The 19,357-nt window shown below is 62.9% G+C and carries 12 protein-coding genes and 1 pseudogene; 8 read left to right on the plus strand and 5 right to left on the minus strand.

Going from position 1 to position 19,357, the window contains the following annotated elements:
• Window positions 1–2 precede the first annotated feature (2 nt).
• Complete coding sequence (locus tag G7A66_RS13575) at window positions 3–2,096, plus strand: TonB-dependent receptor (protein WP_174296202.1); 2,094 nt, start codon at window positions 3–5, stop codon at window positions 2,094–2,096.
• On the opposite strand, the gene G7A66_RS13580 is transcribed toward G7A66_RS13575, so the two are convergent.
• The gene (locus tag G7A66_RS13580; RefSeq protein ID WP_174296203.1) at window positions 2,090–2,389 is read right to left on the minus strand and encodes a flagellar export chaperone FliS; all 300 of its coding nucleotides are present in this window, start codon (window positions 2,387–2,389) and stop codon (window positions 2,090–2,092) included. The two genes, G7A66_RS13575 and G7A66_RS13580, sit on opposite strands and share 7 nt — an antisense overlap.
• Window positions 2,390–2,558: 169 nt before the next feature.
• On the opposite strand from G7A66_RS13580, the gene G7A66_RS13585 reads away from it, so the two are divergent.
• The 3 genes and pseudogenes from G7A66_RS13585 to G7A66_RS13595 all read left to right on the plus strand — a co-directional run bounded on the left by G7A66_RS13585 (window position 2,559) and on the right by G7A66_RS13595 (window position 6,443).
• Entirely contained in the window at window positions 2,559–2,807 is a 249-nt protein-coding gene (locus G7A66_RS13585) for an FHIPEP family type III secretion protein (protein WP_232366915.1), read from the plus strand.
• A 58-nt stretch (window positions 2,808–2,865) separates the two neighbouring features.
• A pseudogene (locus G7A66_RS13590) lies at window positions 2,866–3,036 on the plus strand (sigma-70 family RNA polymerase sigma factor); the annotation flags it as partial.
• A gap of 131 nt (window positions 3,037–3,167) precedes the next feature.
• Entirely contained in the window at window positions 3,168–6,443 is a 3,276-nt protein-coding gene (locus G7A66_RS13595) for a helicase-related protein (protein WP_232366901.1), read from the plus strand.
• 6 nt (window positions 6,444–6,449) lie between these two features.
• On the opposite strand, the gene G7A66_RS13600 is transcribed toward G7A66_RS13595, so the two are convergent.
• Together G7A66_RS13600 and G7A66_RS13605 are read right to left on the minus strand one after the other, a co-directional pair.
• The gene (locus tag G7A66_RS13600; RefSeq protein ID WP_174296205.1) at window positions 6,450–8,663 is read right to left on the minus strand and encodes a fused MFS/spermidine synthase; all 2,214 of its coding nucleotides are present in this window, start codon (window positions 8,661–8,663) and stop codon (window positions 6,450–6,452) included.
• 78 nt (window positions 8,664–8,741) lie between these two features.
• Window positions 8,742–10,370 carry a mechanosensitive ion channel family protein gene (locus G7A66_RS13605; RefSeq protein WP_232366902.1) on the minus strand — a complete coding sequence of 543 codons (1,629 nt, stop codon included), beginning with the start codon at window positions 10,368–10,370 and terminating at the stop codon, window positions 8,742–8,744.
• 206 nt (window positions 10,371–10,576) lie between these two features.
• Between G7A66_RS13605 and G7A66_RS13610 the strand changes: the two genes are divergently transcribed.
• Window positions 10,577–11,788 carry an acyl-CoA dehydrogenase family protein gene (locus G7A66_RS13610; protein WP_174296207.1) on the plus strand — a complete coding sequence of 404 codons (1,212 nt, stop codon included), beginning with the start codon at window positions 10,577–10,579 and terminating at the stop codon, window positions 11,786–11,788.
• Between the two features lie 14 nt (window positions 11,789–11,802).
• Window positions 11,803–12,873 (plus strand): acyl-CoA dehydrogenase family protein, encoded by a 1,071-nt coding sequence (locus tag G7A66_RS13615; RefSeq protein WP_174296208.1) that lies wholly within the window; start codon window positions 11,803–11,805, stop codon window positions 12,871–12,873.
• Between the two features lie 66 nt (window positions 12,874–12,939).
• On the opposite strand, the gene G7A66_RS13620 is transcribed toward G7A66_RS13615, so the two are convergent.
• Window positions 12,940–14,700 carry a class I adenylate-forming enzyme family protein gene (locus G7A66_RS13620; RefSeq protein WP_174296209.1) on the minus strand — a complete coding sequence of 587 codons (1,761 nt, stop codon included), beginning with the start codon at window positions 14,698–14,700 and terminating at the stop codon, window positions 12,940–12,942.
• A 210-nt stretch (window positions 14,701–14,910) separates the two neighbouring features.
• Here G7A66_RS13620 and G7A66_RS13625 point away from each other — a divergent pair, with 210 nt between their 5' ends.
• Together G7A66_RS13625 and G7A66_RS13630 are read left to right on the plus strand one after the other, a co-directional pair.
• Window positions 14,911–16,146: a serine hydrolase domain-containing protein gene (locus G7A66_RS13625; RefSeq protein WP_174296210.1), complete on the plus strand. Its 1,236-nt coding sequence runs from the start codon at window positions 14,911–14,913 to the stop codon at window positions 16,144–16,146.
• Window positions 16,139–18,205 (plus strand): 3-hydroxyacyl-CoA dehydrogenase NAD-binding domain-containing protein, encoded by a 2,067-nt coding sequence (locus tag G7A66_RS13630; protein ID WP_174296211.1) that lies wholly within the window; start codon window positions 16,139–16,141, stop codon window positions 18,203–18,205. The genes G7A66_RS13625 and G7A66_RS13630 overlap by 8 nt, the downstream gene beginning before the upstream one ends.
• Before the next feature lie 44 nt (window positions 18,206–18,249).
• Here G7A66_RS13630 and G7A66_RS13635 read toward each other — a convergent pair whose 3' ends face one another.
• On the minus strand, window positions 18,250–19,287 hold the full coding sequence (locus G7A66_RS13635) for a YihY/virulence factor BrkB family protein (protein ID WP_269748221.1): 1,038 nt from the start codon (window positions 19,285–19,287) through the stop codon (window positions 18,250–18,252).
• Window positions 19,288–19,357: the final 70 nt, after the last annotated feature.

Here is a 19,357-nt window from a genome sequence, read left to right on the forward strand (position 1 = left end):
CCATGCGCAAGTATATCGGATCTCCCGCTCTCTTTTCCCTCAAGCTTTCCTGCCTTCTGCCGTTCGCAGTTCTGGCGCCGCCGGTTCTTGCGCAGGAGCAAGGTGACATACCTGACGAAAGCTTGCAGCGACCTTCGAACCAAGCTGAAAATCAGGCGGACGATCTCTATGAGATCATCGTGACCGGTCAGGGACTACCCGAAACGCCGGCTGCTCCTGCCTATTCGGTGCGTGATCTCGAGCGTGAGCAGATCGTGGGATCGCCCTCGGGCCGACTGGAAGATGTCCTTGCCTCGGTCGCGGGGTTCCAGCAGTTCCGCCGATCCGACAGCCGCTCGTCCAATCCCAGTGCGCAGGGTGTGACATTGCGGGCGCTTGGCGGGAATGCAACAAGCCGGGCGCTCGTCCTGCTTGACGGGGTGCCCGTCGCCGATCCCTTTTTCGGCTACATTCCCTTCACCGCCATCGCGCCCGAACGGCTGGGCCAAGTGCGCGTCACGCGCGGAGGCGGAGCCGGACCTTTCGGCGCTGGCGCTCTTGCCGGTACCATCGAACTGACCAGCGCCGATGCCGCCACCCTGGGGCCAGTCAACGCGGCGGCGCTGGTCAACGATCGCGGAGGTACGGAGGCGAGCATCAATTTCGCACCGGAACTCGGCCGCGGATTTGCCGTAGTCGGCGGCCGATATGACCGCGGCCCGGGCTTCTTCACCACCCCTTCCGACCAGCGCGCGGCCGCAAGCGCAAGATCGGAATTCGAAAGCTATTCGGGCCAGATTCGCGCCGTTGCCCCTGTGGGGGCAGGCATCGAATTGCAGGCACGTGTGCTGGCATTTGCCGACGACCGTACCTTGCGTTTCGAGGGTGCAGACAGCTCCAGCAGCGGCCAGGACGCCAGTCTGCGGCTGGTGCGCCGGGGTGACTGGCAGGTCGATGCGCTCGCCTATGTTCAGGCGCGGAATTTCAGCAACGTCGTCATCAGTTCCACCCGCTTCACGCGGGTGCTGGACCAGCGCAACACTCCTTCGACAGGATTGGGCGGCAAGATCGAGATCCGCCCGCCCGTAGGATCTGATCATGTCCTGCGCGCCGGAGCGGATTACCGGCGTGCGAAGGGCGAGTTGCAGGAGGAAGCCTACAGCGCTTTCAGCGGCAATCTGACCGAACGTCGCCGCGCCGGCGGTACGAACAGCGATGTTGGACTGTTCCTGGAAGATGACTGGACCCTCGGCAGGCTGGTGGTCACCGGAGGCCTCCGGGCTGATTACACCCGGATTGCAGACGGTTTTTTCATCGCCCGTGATGCCTCGGGCGAAACCGTGACGAAACTGAATGCGCCGAACCGGTCGGACTGGACGTTTACCTGGCGCGGCGGGGCGGCTTGGCAGACGAGCGACACCTTGCGTTTGCGGGCTGCCTTCTACCGCGGGTTGCGCCTGCCGACCCTGAACGAATTGTATCGCCCTTTCGTGGTCTTCCCCGTGGTGACGCAGGCCAACGCCGCTTTACGCAACGAGATCCTGGAGGGCTATGAAGCAGGTTTCGATTTGACACCGGCTCCTGGCGTCGAACTGTCATTGACTGCTTTCGACAACAGGGTGGAAGATGCCATCGCGAATGTTACCCTGACACCTCTTCTACGCGAACGGCAGAATTTGCCTGCCATAGCGGCGCGCGGGCTGGAGATAGGCGCTGCGCTATCGCGGGGGCAATTCGCACTGGATGCGACACTCGCCCTGACCGATGCCGAGGTGGAAGGCCGCGGCCCTTCGCTCGAGCTTGATGGTAATCGGCCGCCGCAGACGCCTAGCTTTGCCGCCGCTGCAAATCTGGCGTGGAAGCCGCGACCTGACTGGCTGCTTTCCGCAACGCTGCGCCATGTCGGCAAACAGTTCGAAAGCGATGTGGAAACGGATCGCCTTCCTGCTGCAACAACCATCGGGGCGCTGGCTCAACTGCCGCTTGGAGGCAAGCTCTCGCTCGTATTGAGGGGCGAGAACCTGACCGGCGAGACTATCGTCACCCGCAATTCGGGCGGCAGTGTCGATCTTGGTGCGCCGCGCACCCTGTGGGCTGGGTTGCGCTTCGGTTACTGACCGCTCGCATCGCCGCTTCGCGCAGCGGTGTCGAGGGCGCTGAGTATATCATCCAGATCGGTGATGGTCCGCGCCACGGCGTCGGCGTCGAAGCTGGTCATGCAGCGGGCAATCACCGCGTCGCAACTGCCGTAGATCGTGAGCAGTGCAGGTCCGAGCGGATGATTGGGCTCCACACCTGCGCGCAGGGCCTGCACGGCCGATCTGGCCCGGACGAGCTCGCGACCGCGCAGCAGCAGGTTGCCATGCCGGTCGGCATAGAGGGCGCGGCGAAGGGCTGCGGTGGCTTCCATGAAGCAAAGCGATGTCAGAGCATGGCCATCGGAACCCTGGATGCAGGCATCCTGCTGCCAGCATATGTCGGCAAGCTGTTCGCCGAGCCTGGCGCGCTGGGCCTATAGCGCTTGACCGATCCGCCGATGCTACCGGGATTTAGATGTCAGTGGCCGTACCCTGGTTACGCTGGAACTTGGCTACGCGCTTGTTCCTCTTGTCGATGAAAAGCGCGGTGCGCCGCTGGTGTCGCGCATCACCGGGGGCCGGAGACAGCTTTCGCAAAGCTTCGGCTTTATAGTTCCGCAATTCCGTGTGAGGGATTCGCTGGATGTCGACCAGGCCGCCTACCGCATCTTGCTGGGCGGGATGCAGATGGGGGGCGCCGTCACCAAACCCGTGTGCATCCTGGCGATAGATATCGGTGACGTGCGGTAGGGCCATCTGTTGCAAGGCGAAGCGACGAGGGATCCCACTCTCGGTTGCCCGGCATAATGCCCATCTGCCCGAGCGCCAGCGGCTGGTCCTGCAACTGTACTTCGTGGAGCAATTGAACCTCTCTGAGATTGCCGCGGTGCTGGAGGTCAGCATTCCGCGCGTGCATCAGATCAAGGCCTCGGCGCTGCAGGCACTGCGGCAAATGTTGGAGCCCGCAGATCAGGATTGAGGATCACGCCGGTGCGTCAGTGACGGCCATGCGGAACGGTGCGAGGGATCGACCGTTCGTCTCGGCAGGACCGTCCTTTACCAAATCCTCTCGAGGTCCGAAATTGCACAACATCCGAAAGCCTCCTGCCGATGCCGTCATCACCTGTGCCTGCCGCAACCCTGTCCGAAAGCAAAGAACAAGAAGGTGGCGCGGATGACACTCGCATGGGCGAAACCGCCGCCATGCTGGTTGAAGCGCTGCTCGGTTCCGACAGCAAGCGGATATTCTTTGCTGCCGGCGACGAACCGCGCGCCCGCAGCATTGCGGCGATGCTGAAAGGGATGTGCGGCGAAGAGGCGCTTGTCCTGTTCGTCCCGTCGAGCGATGCCTTGCCCGGCGACGATTCACCGGCATCCCCCGCCAATGTCGGACAGCGCGTGTCCTCCCTGCGGACATTGCACGGCGCTTTGGCAGCAAAGAGCGTTCAGCCCGTGATTCTGGTCACCACGGGCGAGGCACTGGGCCGGCAATATGCGGCACCCGACGCCTACGCGGCTCGGCCACCCGCCGTTTCGGTGGGTGAAGCCGTAGACCTTGCCGCGCTTGCGCAAGAGCTTGAGGCAATCGGTTATATCGCTGACGAACGCGTCGACGAACCGGGCGAGATCGCCTTGCGCGGGCAAGTGCTCGATGTCTTCCCCGCCGATGCACCAAGGCCCGTCCGGATCGAGGAGGCGGGAGGCAAGATCGCGGCAATCCATGTCTATGACGCCGGCGATCAGCGGTCGATAGAAGATCGCGAAGATTATGAAATTGGCCGTGCCGCCGAACCGCGAATCCGTACCAATCCCTCGTGCCTGCTGGATCATCTGCCCGGCGCCACTACGATCATCACGCCCGCCGCCGAAGACCGGCGTCGCCGCTTCCTTGCCTTGGCAAAGGATGCCGCGAGCCGGCAGCCCGGAGAACCTGATCCGCAGATCACGGCCGAAGCAGACTGGCGGCAAGCCATGAAAGACCGGCAAACGCTGGACCTGCAGCCATCCGGTAAAGCCCCGCCGCGCTTTGTCGAGGCGAAGTCCCCTGACAAGGCATTCGCCCGCTATGCGCGCAAGGCAATTGCGGCAGACAAGCGGATCATCATGTGCGGCTCTGCGCGCGATCTCCGTTTCCTGTCCAAGCGCGCGGCCAAGTTGCTGGAGCAGGAGGCATCGCTGGTCGCTGACTGGTTTGCGCTGCAAAAGGCAGCGAAGGGATCGATCAGCACCCTGGAAGTGCCGATCGACCGCGGTTTCATCCGCGACGATCTGGCCGTCATCGCCGCTGCCGATCTCCTGGGCAGTCGTGCAGGCCGGAGCGGTGACGATGCGCAGATGTCGGCCGCCGAACAGTTCGGGTTTGGCGAGATCAGGGTCGGCGACGTCGTCGTGCACGAAGATCACGGCATCGCCGTGGTGGCGGGTCTGGCGCCGATGCCGGTCACGACGCTGGAACAGAACGGCGGCGGGTCCCCTGATGGCGACCCCACGAGGACGGCAGGAGACGCTATCGTTCTCACCTATGTCGAAGAGAATACCCGGCTCGTACCGGTGGCCGAAGCGGACCTTCTCTGGCGTTACGGAGCCGAGCAGGACGCCGTGAGCCTCGACCGGCTCGACGGATCGAGTTGGCAGAAGCGGCGCGCAAAGATCGATAAGGCAATCGCCGAAAGCGCGGCGGAACTGATCGCCCTGGCTGCCGAAAGGTCGGACAGCACAGCCCCTGTGTTCAACCCTGAAGTGGACGCATATGAGCGTTTCGTTGCGGGATTCCCATTTACCGAAACGCCCGACCAGGCGCGGGCCATAGACATTGTGCGCGAAGACCTTGCATCAGGCGCGCCGATGAGACGGCTGGTCGTTGGCGATGTCGGCTATGGCAAGACGGAAGTGGCCTTGAGAGCGGCTGCCATTGCCGCCCTGTCGGGATGGCAGGTCGCTCTGGCCGCTCCGACAACCGTGCTGGCCCGCCAGCATCTGCAGACATTCGGTGAACGTTTCGCGGGCACGGGGATCGAGGTCGCAGGGCTTTCGCGCGTGAATAGCAGCGCGGAACGCAAGCGGGTGAAGGACGGTCTGGCGGACGGGTCTATTCGCATCGCCATCGGCACTGCCGCCGTTGCAGGTAAGGGCGTGGAATACAAGAACCTCGGGCTGGTCATTATCGATGAAGAACAGCGCTTCGGCACGGCGGACAAGAACCGGCTGCAGGAATTGAGCGCAGGGCATTCGCTGTCGCTTTCCGCCACGCCCATACCGCGCACCTTGCAGGGTGCGCTGGTCGGGCTTCAGCAACTTTCGGTGATCGCCACGCCGCCCGCCAGGCGGCAGCCTATCAGGACCGATCTGGGCACGTGGGATCCTGACCGCATCAGGGCAGCATTGCTGCGCGAGAAAAGCCGCGGCGGGCAAAGCTTCATCGTCGTGCCGCGCATTGCGGACATAGAACCGCTGGCGGAAAAGCTCGCGAAGCTCGTGCCCGAACTGGAACTGCTGCGCGCTCATGGCGACATGCCGGCGGACGAGATCGACGAGGCGATGGTCGATTTCGGCGCGGGTCGCGGTGACATTCTGCTGGCGACCAACATTATCGAGGCAGGGCTGGACGTGCCCAGGGCCAACACCATGATCATCCACCGCGCGGACCGGTTCGGGCTTTCCCAGCTGCACCAGCTACGTGGGCGGGTGGGTCGGGCAAGCCGCCGCGGCCATGTCCTGCTGCTGACCGAAGGGGAGGACCAGATCGCACCGCGGACCCTGAAGCGGCTGCGCACGCTGGAGGCATTCGACAGGCTCGGCGCAGGTTTCCAGATCAGCGCCCGCGACCTCGACATGCGCGGCGCCGGCGACCTGCTCGGAGATGCACAGGCCGGGCACATGAAGCTGATCGGGGTGGAACTTTACCAGTTCCTCCTGGAGAGCGCCCTGCGCGCCGAACGCGGCGAGAATGTCGAACGCTGGACGCCGGAACTCAATCTTGGCGTGGAGGGGCATCTATCCGAAGACTGGATTCCTGATGAGGAATTGCGGGTCACGCTCTATGCCCGGCTCGCCCGCATCCCCGAGAGCACTGCGCTGGATGCCTTTGCCGAAGAACTCGTCGACCGCTTCGGCGCCATACCGGATGCTGCGGAACGCCTGCTCGCCATAGCGCGTATCCGTGCGACGGCCCGCCGCGCCGCCATTGCACGCATAGATGCGGGCCCGGGCGCCATTGCCCTGACGCCGCGCGACGGATTTGCCGCCGATATTGCCGAGGCGGGATTGGAAGCCAAGGACGATCGGCTGATCCTGAAGGAACGCATCGCCGATCCGGGCGAAAGGCTGGTCCGTGTCGTCAGCCTCGTCGACATGCTGGCGGACAGCATGGATGACGAGGAGGACTGAGGAGCCTTACCAGCGGAGCAGTGGCAGGATTGACGCGTTGTCATCGGTCCAGGCCCGCTCCGCCGCAGTCGGCAGTTCGGACCAGGTGGCGTCCACATTCCTCTCGATCCGGCCCAGCGCTTCTTCGTCCTTCGCCATTGCAACCCAGATCGATTCCGTCTGGCCGTCCCGCTCGTATTCGCGATCCTGCCGCAGCCGCGCATCCCAGCCGCTTGCCTGCGCGAGGGCAGCGATCATCGGAGCGAGATCGATATACCGATTGGAGATGTGAATGACGGCCACTCCGTCTTCCGCCAGCACTCGCCCGTAGGTGGCGAAAGCTTCTTCGGTCATCAGATGCAGGGGTATGGCATCGGAAGAAAAAGCATCGATGACGAGAATGTCGAACTTGCCCGCAGGCTCCTTTGCAAGCTGAATGCGTGCATCACCGATGACGAGCCGTGCATCGGGGGCGCAATCCGACAGGAAGGTGAAGTCACCGCGGCGCGAATATTCGTAAACCTGCGGATCGATCTCGTAAAAGGTCCAGTGCTGGCCAGGCTTGCGGTAGCAGGCGAGGGTGCCGACGCCGAGCCCGACCACGCCGACATTCGCGCCGGGCGCAGCGCTGCGCAGGGCAAGTCCGGCCCCGGAAGTCGGTCCGTAATAGCTGGTCGGCTCCCGCCGCCGTTCGGGTGCCAGCCACTGGCGCCCGTGCAGGGTCGTCCCGTGGCTGAGCATCCTGCTCGCGCCGTCATCCGACAATTCGACATTGTAGATGCCGAAATAGCTGCGTGTGCGATCGCCCAGGAAACTCGCCTCGAGCGTAGCGATCCCGCCCAGCCCCAGCATGAGCAGGCCGAAAATCGTCGCATAGGCCCATCTGACGCCGATCACCACGATGCCTGCCGCGATCAGCCCCAGCGTCAGATTGAGGATCGCTTCGCCTCTCGCGTCTTCGACCGCCTGCGAGAGGGCATAGGATAGCGCCCCCGCGCCGATCACGATGGCTCCCGCCAGAATGGTTTGATAGCGAAAGTTCGTCCAGAACCGCTCCATGACGGGCAGCAGCGCCCGCTGGGGCAGCAGGATCGCGGCGGCCAGCAGGAGGATCGGATGTTCGTAGACCCAATCGAAGATGACGGGTGCCAGCAGGCCCGTGAAGATGCCGCCTATTACCCCGCCCACGGCGACCATCAGGTAGAAGAAGGTCAATTCCTCCGTTCCCGGCCGCAACGCGAACAGCCGGCCGTGCAGGGCGACCGAGAGGATGAACAGCAGCGCGATCATGGCGATGGCGATGATCGGATTGCTCTGACCGCCCGACACCATGGCCAGCCCGCCCACCAGCAGCAGCAATTCGGGCGCGAAGCGGGACAGGATTGCCGACCATTCGCCGCTCTCGGAAAAGGCGACGGTGAAGCTGAGCAGATAGAAGCCGAGCGGAATGACCCACAATAGCGGCATCGCCATCAGATCGGTGGTGAGCAACGTCGTGGTCGAGAGCATCAGGCCCGATGGCACTGCGGCCAGAGCGACCCAGAGCAAGGCGCGTTTGAAACGGCGTGGTTCAGGGCCGCTTTCAGCCGCTGCTACTGCTGGAGAAGCCTGCAACCCATCGCCCGCCACCTGCCGCTTCGAATTCCTGCCCCGCGCCCAGGCGCTGGCGGCCACAAGGCCGATCACCAGCACGTAACCGGCGGTCCAGACGGTGCTTTGCGCCCCCAGCGACAATCGGGGCTCCAGCAGCAGAGGATAGGCGAGCAGCCCTGCGAAACTGCCGAGGTTTGAGGCTGCATACAGGGCGTAAGGGTCGCCGGCAGCGGGCGAGGCAGCGTACCAGTTCTGCAGCAAGGAGGCTTGCGCGGAAATCAGCAGAAAGACGGGGCCGATGGTCAGCAGGAACAGGATCGGTACCCACAGGACTTCCCATCCCGGTGCAGGCGCGGGCAAGTTCGGAAGGGCGATCGGCAGCATGAGCAGGGCCAGCACCATAAAGACGAGATGAATGGCTGCCTGCCGCCTGAGGGGCAATCGCGCGAGCGCATGGGCATAGGCATAACCGCCGAGCAGCAGTGCCTGAAACACGACCATCGCGCTGTTCCAGACGTTGGGTGCACCGCCCAGCAGCGGCAGCGCCAGCCTCGCCACCAGGGGCTGAACAAGGAACAGCAGGAAACTTCCTGCCGCTATGGCAGCCACGAACAACGCGCGGCGCGGCGGCGAAGCGACAACGGACATCACGCTGCCGAGAACAAGGGATGTATTTCAGCACAGGGGCACGCACGGATGGTCATTCTGGTGCAGCTTTCAGGAGGTTCATTGCGCTGAACGCGGCTTGTTCTCACCCGGTTCGGGTCGCAGATAGACCGTGCTCGTGGGGTAGGCTATCGCGATATCGGCTGCTTCCAGGCGGCTGTAGATATCCAGCAGCAAATCCTGCCTGACGCTCAGACTCTCGACGAAATCGGGCAGATCGATATAGGCGAAGACCTCGATATCGACCGAACTTGCGCTGAAATTCGTCAGCTTTGCCCGGCGAGGATCTTCCGCGACGCGTTCGTCATCCTCTAGCACCTGTTCGATGATGCGGATCGCTTCGCGCAAGCGTTCGGCGGACAGGGCATATTCCAGTCCGATGAACACGTTGAAGAAGAATTTGTCCCGCTGCGAGTAGTTTTCGATCTGAAGGGACGAGAAATCGCCATTGGGGATGGTGACGACAGTGCGGTCGTTGGTGCGGATGCGGGTGGAGCGCATGCCGATATCCTCGACCGTCCCCTTCACGTCGCCAACGCGGCAGAAATCGCCGACCTGAATGGGCTTGTCGGCTATCACCATGATGCTGCCGACCAGGTTTTCGACCGTCTTCTGCGCGCCCAGGGCAAGGGCGATACCGCCGATGCCGAGCGCTGCGATGCCTGTCGTCACGTCGATGCCCAGCGTGTCGAGAATGGCCACGAAGGCGACCACCACAAGGATCAGCTTCGCTGCGCGGCGCGCCAGCGTCACCACAGATACGGCCTGACGGCGTTCGGCCTTTTCCATCCGGTGCATCAGTGAATATGCGACGGCATCGATCAGGCGCAGCACCAGCCATGCCAAGGCGATCCAGGCGGCGATGCCGATGTAACGCAGCAATATCTGCCGCGCGACCAGCGAAACCGCGACGCTGTTGCCCCAGATCTGGAAGATCACGACGGCCAGCAGCAGGCTGAACGGCGGCAATGCGGCGTAAAGGAAGCGGTAGATCGCGCTTCGGCGCGGCTTCTCCATCGTCCTTTCGAAGCTCCAGAGAATTACCGCGGCCGTCAGCCGAAAGACCAGGAACAGCCCCAAAAAGATGGCGATCAGGCGCAGCCAGTCCTCGACAGGGGCGCCGGCGACCAGGATGCGGTCCGGTTCGTCGGCGATCGTTCCTTCGCCAATCTCGACCTCTGACAATGCGGCGGTGGTGCTCGCCGCTATCCGCCAGATGCCCTCTTCTTCGTCCTGCCGCAGCAGGATGGGTTCTCCTTCCGCCACGCTGTCATTTGCTGGCGCGACCCTGCCGACAAGATCGGCCGGCAGCACGCCGACCTGCTCGAGATCAGGTTCCAGCCCATCATTCAGGAACCCGGTCGGTTCATTCGACAATTCGGCAAACAGCTTCAGCCGTCCGCCCTGATCGAGCGCGATCTGCAAGGCTCGTGCCCGCATGGCGGCGCTGCTTTCGGCGCCTTCGGGCATTATGAAATATTGTCCGGCGCGGGTGTAATCCTGCTCGGCCAAGGCGCGCAGCAATGCGGTCACGGCAGATCGCGGCGTGTCGCGTTCGTAAGCGTCGGGAGCGGGTGTCTCCTCCGGCGGTTCGCCGCCCGGCAGCAATTGCGCCATTGCGGGCCCGCCGCCCAGCGGAAGCATGGCGAGGCTCAGGGCGAGGAGGAAGAGGCGCAGGCAGGATTTCATGGCGCCCCTCATTCGAAAGGGCGGCTGCGATTGCAACCCTCTTCTTGAATTTGGCCGCGAAACGTCGGGAGATCGGACCAGACCAAACGATGGCGAATGTGCGCGCAGCTATGCAAATCATTGCCCGTCACGGTTGCACCGGCACGGAATATGCGCTTGATACGCGACAACACGCAATAATGCGGCACCTTGCAACGGAGAGAGCCATGGCCAGCCTTGCCGAACCGGAATCCCGAACATCCGATGACGATTTCCGCCAGGAGGTTCAGAATTTTCTGGCAAAGAACTTCCCGCCTGAACTGAAGGGCAAGAGCAATGCCCTGTCCAGCGTCGAAGGCCCGACCGAAGAAAGCCCGGCGGAACGCGCATGGCGCGAGGCGATGGGCGCAAAAGGCTGGGGCACGCCCACCTGGCCGGCCGAATATGGCGGCGGGGGGCTGAGCCGAAAGCAGGCGGCCATATTAAACGAGGAAATGGCCAAGGTGGGCGCTCACAACCCCATCGGCGGCATGGGGGTGATGATGTTCGGCCCGACCCTGCTGGAATATGGCAGCGAAGAACAGAAGCACGAACATATCCCGCCGATCTGCCGCGGCGAAATCCGCTGGTGCCAGGGTTATTCCGAACCCAACGCCGGTTCCGACCTAGCCAATCTGCAGACCATGGCCGAAGACAAGGGCGACCATTACCTCGTCAACGGCCAAAAAACCTGGACCAGCGGCGGGCAATGGGCCGACAAGTGCTTCTGTCTGGTGCGGACGGATCGCAGCGACAAGCATCGCGGTATCAGCTTCCTGTTGATCGACATGGATTCCGAAGGGGTGGATGTCCGGCCCATCCGCATGATCAGCGGCGTCAGCCCGTTCTGCGAAACCTTCTTCACCGATGTGAAGGTGCCGAAGAAGAACCTCGTCGGCGAAGAGGGCGAAGGCTGGACCATCGGCAAGCGTCTGTTGCAGCACGAACGCACGAACCTGTCGGGCGGAGGGGCGATGGCCAGCCTGATGGGAGCCTCGCTTGCGGATATCGCCAGGCATTACGTCGAAACCACCGAAGAAGGCGAGATAGCCGACCGAGTATTGCGCGACAGGATCGCCGATTTCGAAATCCGCTGGAACGCGTTCTTGCTGACCGCGCGGCGGGCTGGCGAGGAGGCGAAGGCATCGGGCGGCGTATCGGAAATCAGCTCCGTACTGAAGAAGCTGGGCACGAAACTTGGCCAGGAGCGCGCTGAACTCGCGATCGAGATCATGGGCTTCCAGGGTCTAGGCTGGGAAGGCGATGGCTTTTCCGAAAAGGAGCTGCAGGGAACCCGTGGATGGCTCTTCGGCAAGGCCACGACCATCTATGGCGGATCGACCGAAGTTCAGAACAACATCATAGCGAAGCGTGTCCTCGGCATGCTCGACCACCAGTAAAGGAGCGATCGAAAATGGCCGTTCTCAACGACGAACAGATCATGCTGCGCGACATGGCGCGCGAATGGACGCAGAACGAAAGCCCCGTCACCGAATGGCGCAAGGTCCGCTCCGGCGGTGACGAGCGCGCCTTCGACCCGGCGGCCTATCAGACGATGGCCGAAATGGGGTGGACAGGCGTCATAGTGCCCGAAGAGCACGGAGGGAGCGATTTCGGCTGGATGTCGGCTGGCCTTGTGATCGAGGAACTTGGCAAGACGCTGACGGCAAGCCCCATCGTGTCCTCGACGCTGGCGGCCTCGGCAATCATGCTGGCTGGCAATGACGAGCAGAAGGCGAAATGGCTGCCGAAGCTGGCGAGCGGCGAAGCGATCGGCACGCTGGCGATCGACGATAATCCGCGCCACGACGGCAAGGTCGATGGTACGAAGGCGTCGGGCGGCAAGCTCACTGGAACCAAGCCCTTCGTTCACGAGGCGCACGGTGCCGACATATTCATCACCGCATCCGACGATGGACTGTACATCGTCGAGAAGGGCGAAGGCGTCAGCCTTTCCACCCGCAAGCTCGCCGACAGCCGCAGCCATGCTGCCGTCACTTTCACCGATGCGCCAGGCGATAGACTGGCGAACGGGCCAGACGATTTGCTGGACCAGCTGCTCGACCGCGCCCGGGTTCTGACGGCGTGCGAGATGCTCGGGATGGCGCAGGCGGTGTTCGATACGACGCTCGATTATCTGAAGCAGCGTGTGCAGTTCAACCAGGTGCTGGCGACGTTCCAAGCCCTGCAGCACCGCATGGCAGACCTGTTCGGTGACATCGCGATGATGCGGTCTGCCGTGGAAGGCGGATTGCAGGCACTGGATGCAGGGTTCGGCATACCGCGCGCGGCCTGCGTGGCGAAGGTCACCGCCAATGATACGATGCACAAGGTCAGCCGCGAAGGGCTGCAACTGCATGGCGGCATCGGCATGACCGATGAATATGATGTCGGCTTCTACCTCAAGCGCGCCAGGACACTGGAAGCCGATTGGGGTTCGAGCGCGATGCTGCGGAACCGCTTCGCCGAGATCGGCAAGTACTGACGGTCAGAAGCGCCGCCTCTCGCCCGCGAAATTCGCAAGCGGGTGGCGGCGCATCTGCAACACCGGTCAGAAAAGAGCCGCAAGGTCCTTCTTCAGGATCTTGCCATTGGCATTCCTGGGCAGAGTCGTCGGCGAAAAGACGATGCGGACCGGCACCTTGAACTTCGCCAGTCGTGCCGCGACCCATTCCTGCAATTCGGCCTCACTCGCGTGCTGGCCGGATGCCAGATGCACGATAGCTGCGGGTTCTTCGCCCAGCACCCGGTCCGGCAGGCCGATCAGCGCGGCGTCGGTGACGGAAGGGTGGTCATAGAGAACATTCTCGATTTCGGAGGAATAGATGTTTTCGCCTCCACGAATGATCATGTCCTTGGCGCGGTCGGCGATATAGCAGAGGCCGTCCTCGTCCAGCCAGGCCAGATCGCCCGTGCGGACCCAGCCATCGACAAAGGTTTCCGCCGTGGCTTGCGGCCGGTTCCAATAGCCTTTCACAACCTGCGGCCCGCGCGCCCACAGTTCACCGATCTCGCCAGGCGGCAGTTCCATGCCCGAAACGGGGTCGGTGATCTTCAGATCGCTGACAGCAACGGGCGGGCCGCAACTTGCCGGTCGATCTCGGTAGTCTTCCGCCGAATGGCCGGTGACCGTCGCCATCGTTTCAGTCATGCCCCAGCCATTGCCGGGGAGCGCGCCAAAAGTGTCGGCGATACGGCGAACGAGTTCGGGCGCTGCCGGAGCGCCGCCATAGGCGATCGTCTCCAGCGAGGAGAGGTCGTAATTACTTCTCTCCGGATGCTCCAGCATCTGCCAGGCGATGGTCGGCACACCGCCGGTCACCGAGACCCGTTCCCGCTCGATGATGCGGAAGGCCTCGACCGGGTCCCATTTGTGCATGAAGACCATCGTGTTGCCCGCGGCGATATTGCCCATCAGCCCGGCGGAACAGGCGGTGACATGGAACAGCGGAATAACCGTGAGATTGGTTTTCGGCTGCGGGGCGGGCAGGGGATCGCCCCGCCGAAGCACCGTCATCGCGCCATTGAATCCGGTCGACATGATATTGGTGCAGAGATTGCGATGGGTGCCGAGCGCTCCCTTGGGATTGCCGGTCGTGCCGCTGGTGTAGAAGATGGTCGCATCGTCTTCGGGCGCGATTTCGGCGGGCGGAAGATCATTTTCAGGCAGGTCGGCGTAGCCGCCTGGGTTGCCGATGATCTCCTCCAGCCGCACAGTCTCGGTGTTCGCATCGGCCGGGACGCGTGCTGCGACGATCGTTTCCAGTTCCGGGCAGCCGGCAAGATGCGGAGTGAGCCGCTCCAGCCGTTCGGCATCGCAGATCAGCAGCTTCGCACCGGAATCGGTCAGACCGTAGGCAAGTTCCGGCCCGGTCCACCATCCGTTCAGCGGAACGCAGATCGCGCCCACTGACGTGACGGCGAAGAAGGCGACCGGCCATTCCGGCAGATTGCGCATGGCCAGCGCGACACGGTCGCCCTTGCCGATCCCGCGTCCCTGCAAATCGGCCGCGAGCACTGCCACAGCCCGAAACCAGGCATCGTAAGCAACCCTTTCATCATCATATACGATGAAAGTCCGGTCACCATGACTGCGGCCGATCTCCGCCACTTGGCGAAGGCTCGGGGGTGCATTCTTCCAGACGCGCGTTGGAACGCCCCGGATAGGGATCGTTTCCATCGCGAAGCGCGCATCGGGAGCTGTCAGAAGGGTACGGCATTCGCCCCGGCTGCGGGCAGGCCAGCCATCCGGCCTCGTCCATTCGCTGCTGGCCGGCGCAGTGATGTGTCCCTTCGTTGCCTGCTGTGTCATCGCACTCCGCCTCGAGGAAGGCGAGGCTGCGGAAGTGTGGCTCTCGGGGGCATGACGGCATCCTTTTTATATTCTTGTGCGCAGACTAGGGCCGGTCCGCAGCCGGTGGCAAGCCGAAACAGGGTAGATTTGCTTGGCCGTTTACAAGGCGCCTCTGCGGCAGCTATGCCTGGGCCAGAGGCCTGAACGGCATGTAAACAGGGGATTGCGATGTTCGATCTGGCACAGCCGGAAACGCTTGGTTTTTCCGCCGAAAGGCTTGGGCGTATCGAGCCGTTCCTGAGACAGGCGTACTGCGAGAATGGCAAGCTGCCGATGGCGCAATTGCTGGTCGCGCGCGACGGGCAGCCGGTGCATTACACGCGCATCGGCACTATGGGCGAGGGGCGGGGCGACCTGCGCGACGATGCCCTTTTCCGCATCGCCTCGATGACCAAGGCGGTGACCTCCATCGCCTTCATGCAGCTAGTTGAACAGTGCAAGGTCGCGGTGGAAGACCCGATTGCGAAGGTGCTGCCGGAATTTGCAGGTCTTGGCGTCTACAATGGCGGCGGCGGCGATGTTCCATTCGCGCCGACGAAGCCGACCGGGCCGATCACCTTTGCTCATCTGCTGACGCATATGTCGGGCCTGACCTACGGCTTCCAGAACCGCACCAGCGTGGACGCGGCCTATCGCGAGGCCAATCTCGATCTCGCCTCACGCTCGCTTACTTCGGATGAATATGCGCGCCGCGTGGCCGACATTCCGCTGGAATTCGCGCCCGGCACAAGCTGGAACTACTCCATTTCCACGGATGTTCTCGGGATCGCGGTCGAACGCCTATCGGGCATGTCGCTGGGCGAATACTTCGAGCAGCACATCTTCGCGCCGCTCGGCATGACAGACACCGCATTCCGCGTGGCGGATGGCGAGGCAGAGCGGCTGGTCGACGCCTATGTCTATAGCCCCGGCAAACCGCCCCGGATGATCGACCGCGGTCCCGACAGCAAGCTGAACGGCCCCGCCAGTTTTCACAGCGGCGGCGGCGGTCTGATCGGCACCATCGCGGATTATCACCGCTTTGCATCCATGCTGCTGGGCGAGGGCACTCTCCACGGCGCGCAGATCGTCAGCCCCAAGACGCTGGCGCTGATGACGGCCAATCACCTGCCGGGCGGGCAGGATCTGACGCAGATGTCGCAAAGCCTGTTTTCCGAAGCGAACAATGCCGGGACAGGTTTTGGCTTGGGCTTTGCAACTGTGATCGACCCCGCGCGCACTCTGATCCCGTCGAGCATGGGCGAATTCTACTGGGGCGGGGCCTACTCTACCGCCTTCTTCGTCGATCCGCTGGAGAAGATCACGATGGTCTTCATGACGCAGGTCTATCCCTCCAGCACCTATCCCATCCGCCGGCAGCTGAAGACGCTGATCTATTCTGCCCTCACTTGCAGCAATGCCTGAAGGAGTTCCCCTCGTGACCACATCCGGACCGATCCGCACCGAAACCCATGACGACGTCATGGTCATCATTTCCGATAATCCGCCGGTGAATGCCTTGGGGCAGGCCGTGCGCAAGGGCCTGGCGGACGGCATTGCGGCTGCGCTGGCAGATGATTCAATCAAGGCGGTGGTGATCCGCTGCGAGGGGCGCACCTTCTTTGCAGGAGCCGATATCACCGAATTCGGCAAGCCGCCCGTCGGCCCGAACCTGCCCGAGGTTTGCGATGCGATCGAGGCGAGCGACAAGCCCGTGGTCGCCGCCATTCACGGCACCGCACTGGGCGGTGGCTGCGAAGTGGCGCTGGCCTGTCACTACCGCGTGGCCGTTCCTTCCGCGAAGCTTGGTCTGCCCGAGGTCAAGCTGGGTCTCATCCCCGGCGCTGCCGGGACGCAGCGACTGCCGCGACTGGTCGGGGCGGAAGCAGCCCTGCCGCTGGTTGTGGGCGGCAACCCGATTTCTGCGAAGAAGGCAGAGTCGATCGGCTTGCTGGACACTGTCGCTGAAGAAGGCAATCTCGAACAGGATGCCATTGCTTTCGCAAGGTCGAAGATCGGGCAAGGAGTGCCGCGCACCTCGGAAAAGAATGCAAACAAGGACGGCGTCGCAAACCCCGCCATCTTCGACGATTTCCGTCAGCAGAATACCCGCAAGCTGAAGGGTTTCGACGCGCCGGAGGCAGCGATTGCTGCCGTCAAGGCAGCGGGTGAACTGCCCTATGCCGAAGGCGTCGCCAAGGAGCGTGAGCTGTTCGGCAAGCTGATGGCCGGCACCCAGAGTGCCGCGATGCGCCACTATTTCTTTGCCGAACGGGCGGCCAACAAGATCGACGACATTCCGGCCGACACGCCGCTGATCGACATCGCAAAGGTCGGCATCATCGGGGCTGGCACCATGGGCGGCGGGATCGCGATGAACTTTCTGTCCGCAGGCGTACCCGTCACCATGCTGGAGATGAAGCAGGATGCGCTCGAGAGCGGCACCGGCGTGATGCGCAAGAATTACGACAATGCTGCCAAGCGTGGGCGGATGAAGCCGGAACAGGTGGATGCCGCGATGGGACTGTTGTCCACCACGCTGGACTATGCCGATCTGGCCGATTGCGACCTCGTCATCGAGGCCGTGTTCGAGAGCATGGACGTGAAAAAGGACGTGTTCGGCAAGTTGGACGCTCATGTGAAACAAGGTGCGATTCTCGCGTCCAACACCAGCTATCTGAACGTGGACGAGATCGCACAGGCGACATCACGCCCCGGCTATGTTCTAGGCCTGCATTTCTTCTCGCCCGCCAACATCATGAAGCTGCTGGAGATCGTGCGAGGCGCAGAAACGCGAGATGACGTGCTCGCCACGGCAATGAAGCTGGCGAAGAAGATCGGCAAGGTCGCGGTAGTCTCCGGCGTGTGCGACGGGTTCATCGGCAACCGGATGCTTTCGCCGCGTCAGAAGCAGGCGAACGAACTGGTGATGGAAGGCGCGAATTACTGGGATGTCGACGATGTCCTGGTGGATTTCGGCTTCCCGATGGGTCCGTTCCAGATGGGCGATCTTGCCGGGGTGGACATCGGCTGGCATCGCGATCCGTCTAAGGTGACCAATGTCCGCGAGGCGCTGTGTGCCGTGGGGCGTTTCGGCCAGAAGACCGGCAAGGGCTTCTACGATTACGATGCCTCGCGCAATCGCACGCCTTCGGACGAAACCAAGGCCATCATCGCCGATTTCGCTGCGAAGGAAGGGCGTGAACAGCGCGACATCGGAGCCGACGAGATCAGGGAACGCCTGCTCTACCCGATGGTAAACGAGGGCGCGAAGATCCTGGACGAAGGCATGGCGCAGCGGGCCAGCGATATCGATGTCGTCTGGGTCAACGGCTATGGCTGGCCGGTCTTCACTGGCGGGCCGATGTTCTGGGCCGATACCATCGGCCTCGACAAGGTGGTCGCCGGCCTCGACAAATACGGGCTGGAGGTCAGCGACTACCTCCGCGGCAAGGCCGAAAGAGGCGAACGCTTCAACTCATGATTAAGAAGGGAGCGGGCCGGCCAGAGCGGCCGGCCCGCTCCCGTTCAATTGTTTGAATTGCGCGCCGATTTGCGTGCAAGTCTCTCCATCTCGCGGCGACGCTTCTTCTCCTGCACGGCCAGCGCATGGCCGCGCAGAACCGTGCTGTCGGCCAGGACCGCGCCCCTTTCACCCAAGGGCGCTTCCGGCCCGATGGTGGAATCCTGCAGCGTCTGCCGCTCGGCCTCTGCATTCACCAGCGCACCCAGCAGGATCGCATAGGCCGACAGGAACAGCCACATCAGGAAGACCACGATGGCCGACAGCGATCCATAGGTCGCGTTGTAATCCGAGATATAGGCGACATAGAGCGAGAAGCCGAACGACACGGCGATAAACAGCAGGGTGGCGAGCACGGCACCCGGCGTCAGCCAGCGCCATTGCGCCCGCGCCCGATCGGGTCCGAAGCGCATGATGACGGCAAACCCCAGGCTGCCCAGCGCGATGGCGAAACCCCAGGTCAGGAGGCTGAACAGGCTTTCGACCCGCGACCCGATCAGGATGGATGTCTGCGTCTGCAGCCAAGTGAAGACGCTGCCGCTGACAATGCCGACCAGGGCGATGCCGATGGCGCACAGGGTCAGCAAGGCGGCGCGAGCGGTAATCTTGATGATCCCGCGGGTCTCTTTTTCCTCGTTGATGACATTCAGGGCCTTGATCAGGCCGCTGGCCGCTCGCATCCCGCCATAGATGGCGAAGGCAAGCGCGATCAGCAGGGCAAGACCCGTCACGCCGGAACTGGTCGTCACGACCGCAAGCAATTGCGCTTCGATCAGGGTGGCAGCATCGCTTGGCAGCACTTCGACCAGCGCGTTCATCTGCCGTTCGACCATGCTGACATCGCCGATCAGGCCATAAATCATGACAGTACTGGCGATGAGCGGGGTGATGGCAAGAAAGGTGAAAAAGGCGACTCCGCCTGCCAGAAGGTTCAGATTGTGGAAACCCGCCATCATGAAAACGCGCTTCAGGACCTGGATCCACGCTGCCCGCGGAAGGCGCCAGGGCGATTCAGCGATTGCGCCAGGTGTCTCGATAGGCAATGGTGCGCCATCGTCATCGCCAGCGGGTTCGCCCTCATGTGACGATGCAGGACGGGATTGGGGATGCGGC

The sequence above is a fragment of the Alteripontixanthobacter muriae genome (assembly GCF_013336795.1).
Classification (GTDB): Bacteria; Pseudomonadota; Alphaproteobacteria; order Sphingomonadales; family Sphingomonadaceae; genus Pseudopontixanthobacter; species Pseudopontixanthobacter muriae.

Bases quoted from the DNA above. Each gene is read 5' to 3' on its own strand.
- G7A66_RS13575 (WP_174296202.1), top strand. From the start codon at position 3: ATGCGCAAGTATATCGGATCTCCCGCTCTCTTTTCCCTCAAGCTTTCC.
- G7A66_RS13580 (WP_174296203.1), bottom strand. From the start codon at position 2,389: ATGGAAGCCACCGCAGCCCTTCGCCGCGCCCTCTATGCCGACCGGCAT.
- G7A66_RS13595 (WP_232366901.1), top strand. From the start codon at position 3,168: ATGCCGTCATCACCTGTGCCTGCCGCAACCCTGTCCGAAAGCAAAGAA.
- G7A66_RS13600 (WP_174296205.1), bottom strand. From the start codon at position 8,663: ATGTCCGTTGTCGCTTCGCCGCCGCGCCGCGCGTTGTTCGTGGCTGCC.
- G7A66_RS13605 (WP_232366902.1), bottom strand. From the start codon at position 10,370: ATGAAATCCTGCCTGCGCCTCTTCCTCCTCGCCCTGAGCCTCGCCATG.
- G7A66_RS13610 (WP_174296207.1), top strand. From the start codon at position 10,577: ATGGCCAGCCTTGCCGAACCGGAATCCCGAACATCCGATGACGATTTC.
- G7A66_RS13615 (WP_174296208.1), top strand. From the start codon at position 11,803: ATGGCCGTTCTCAACGACGAACAGATCATGCTGCGCGACATGGCGCGC.
- G7A66_RS13620 (WP_174296209.1), bottom strand. From the start codon at position 14,700: ATGACACAGCAGGCAACGAAGGGACACATCACTGCGCCGGCCAGCAGC.
- G7A66_RS13625 (WP_174296210.1), top strand. From the start codon at position 14,911: ATGTTCGATCTGGCACAGCCGGAAACGCTTGGTTTTTCCGCCGAAAGG.
- G7A66_RS13630 (WP_174296211.1), top strand. From the start codon at position 16,139: ATGCCTGAAGGAGTTCCCCTCGTGACCACATCCGGACCGATCCGCACC.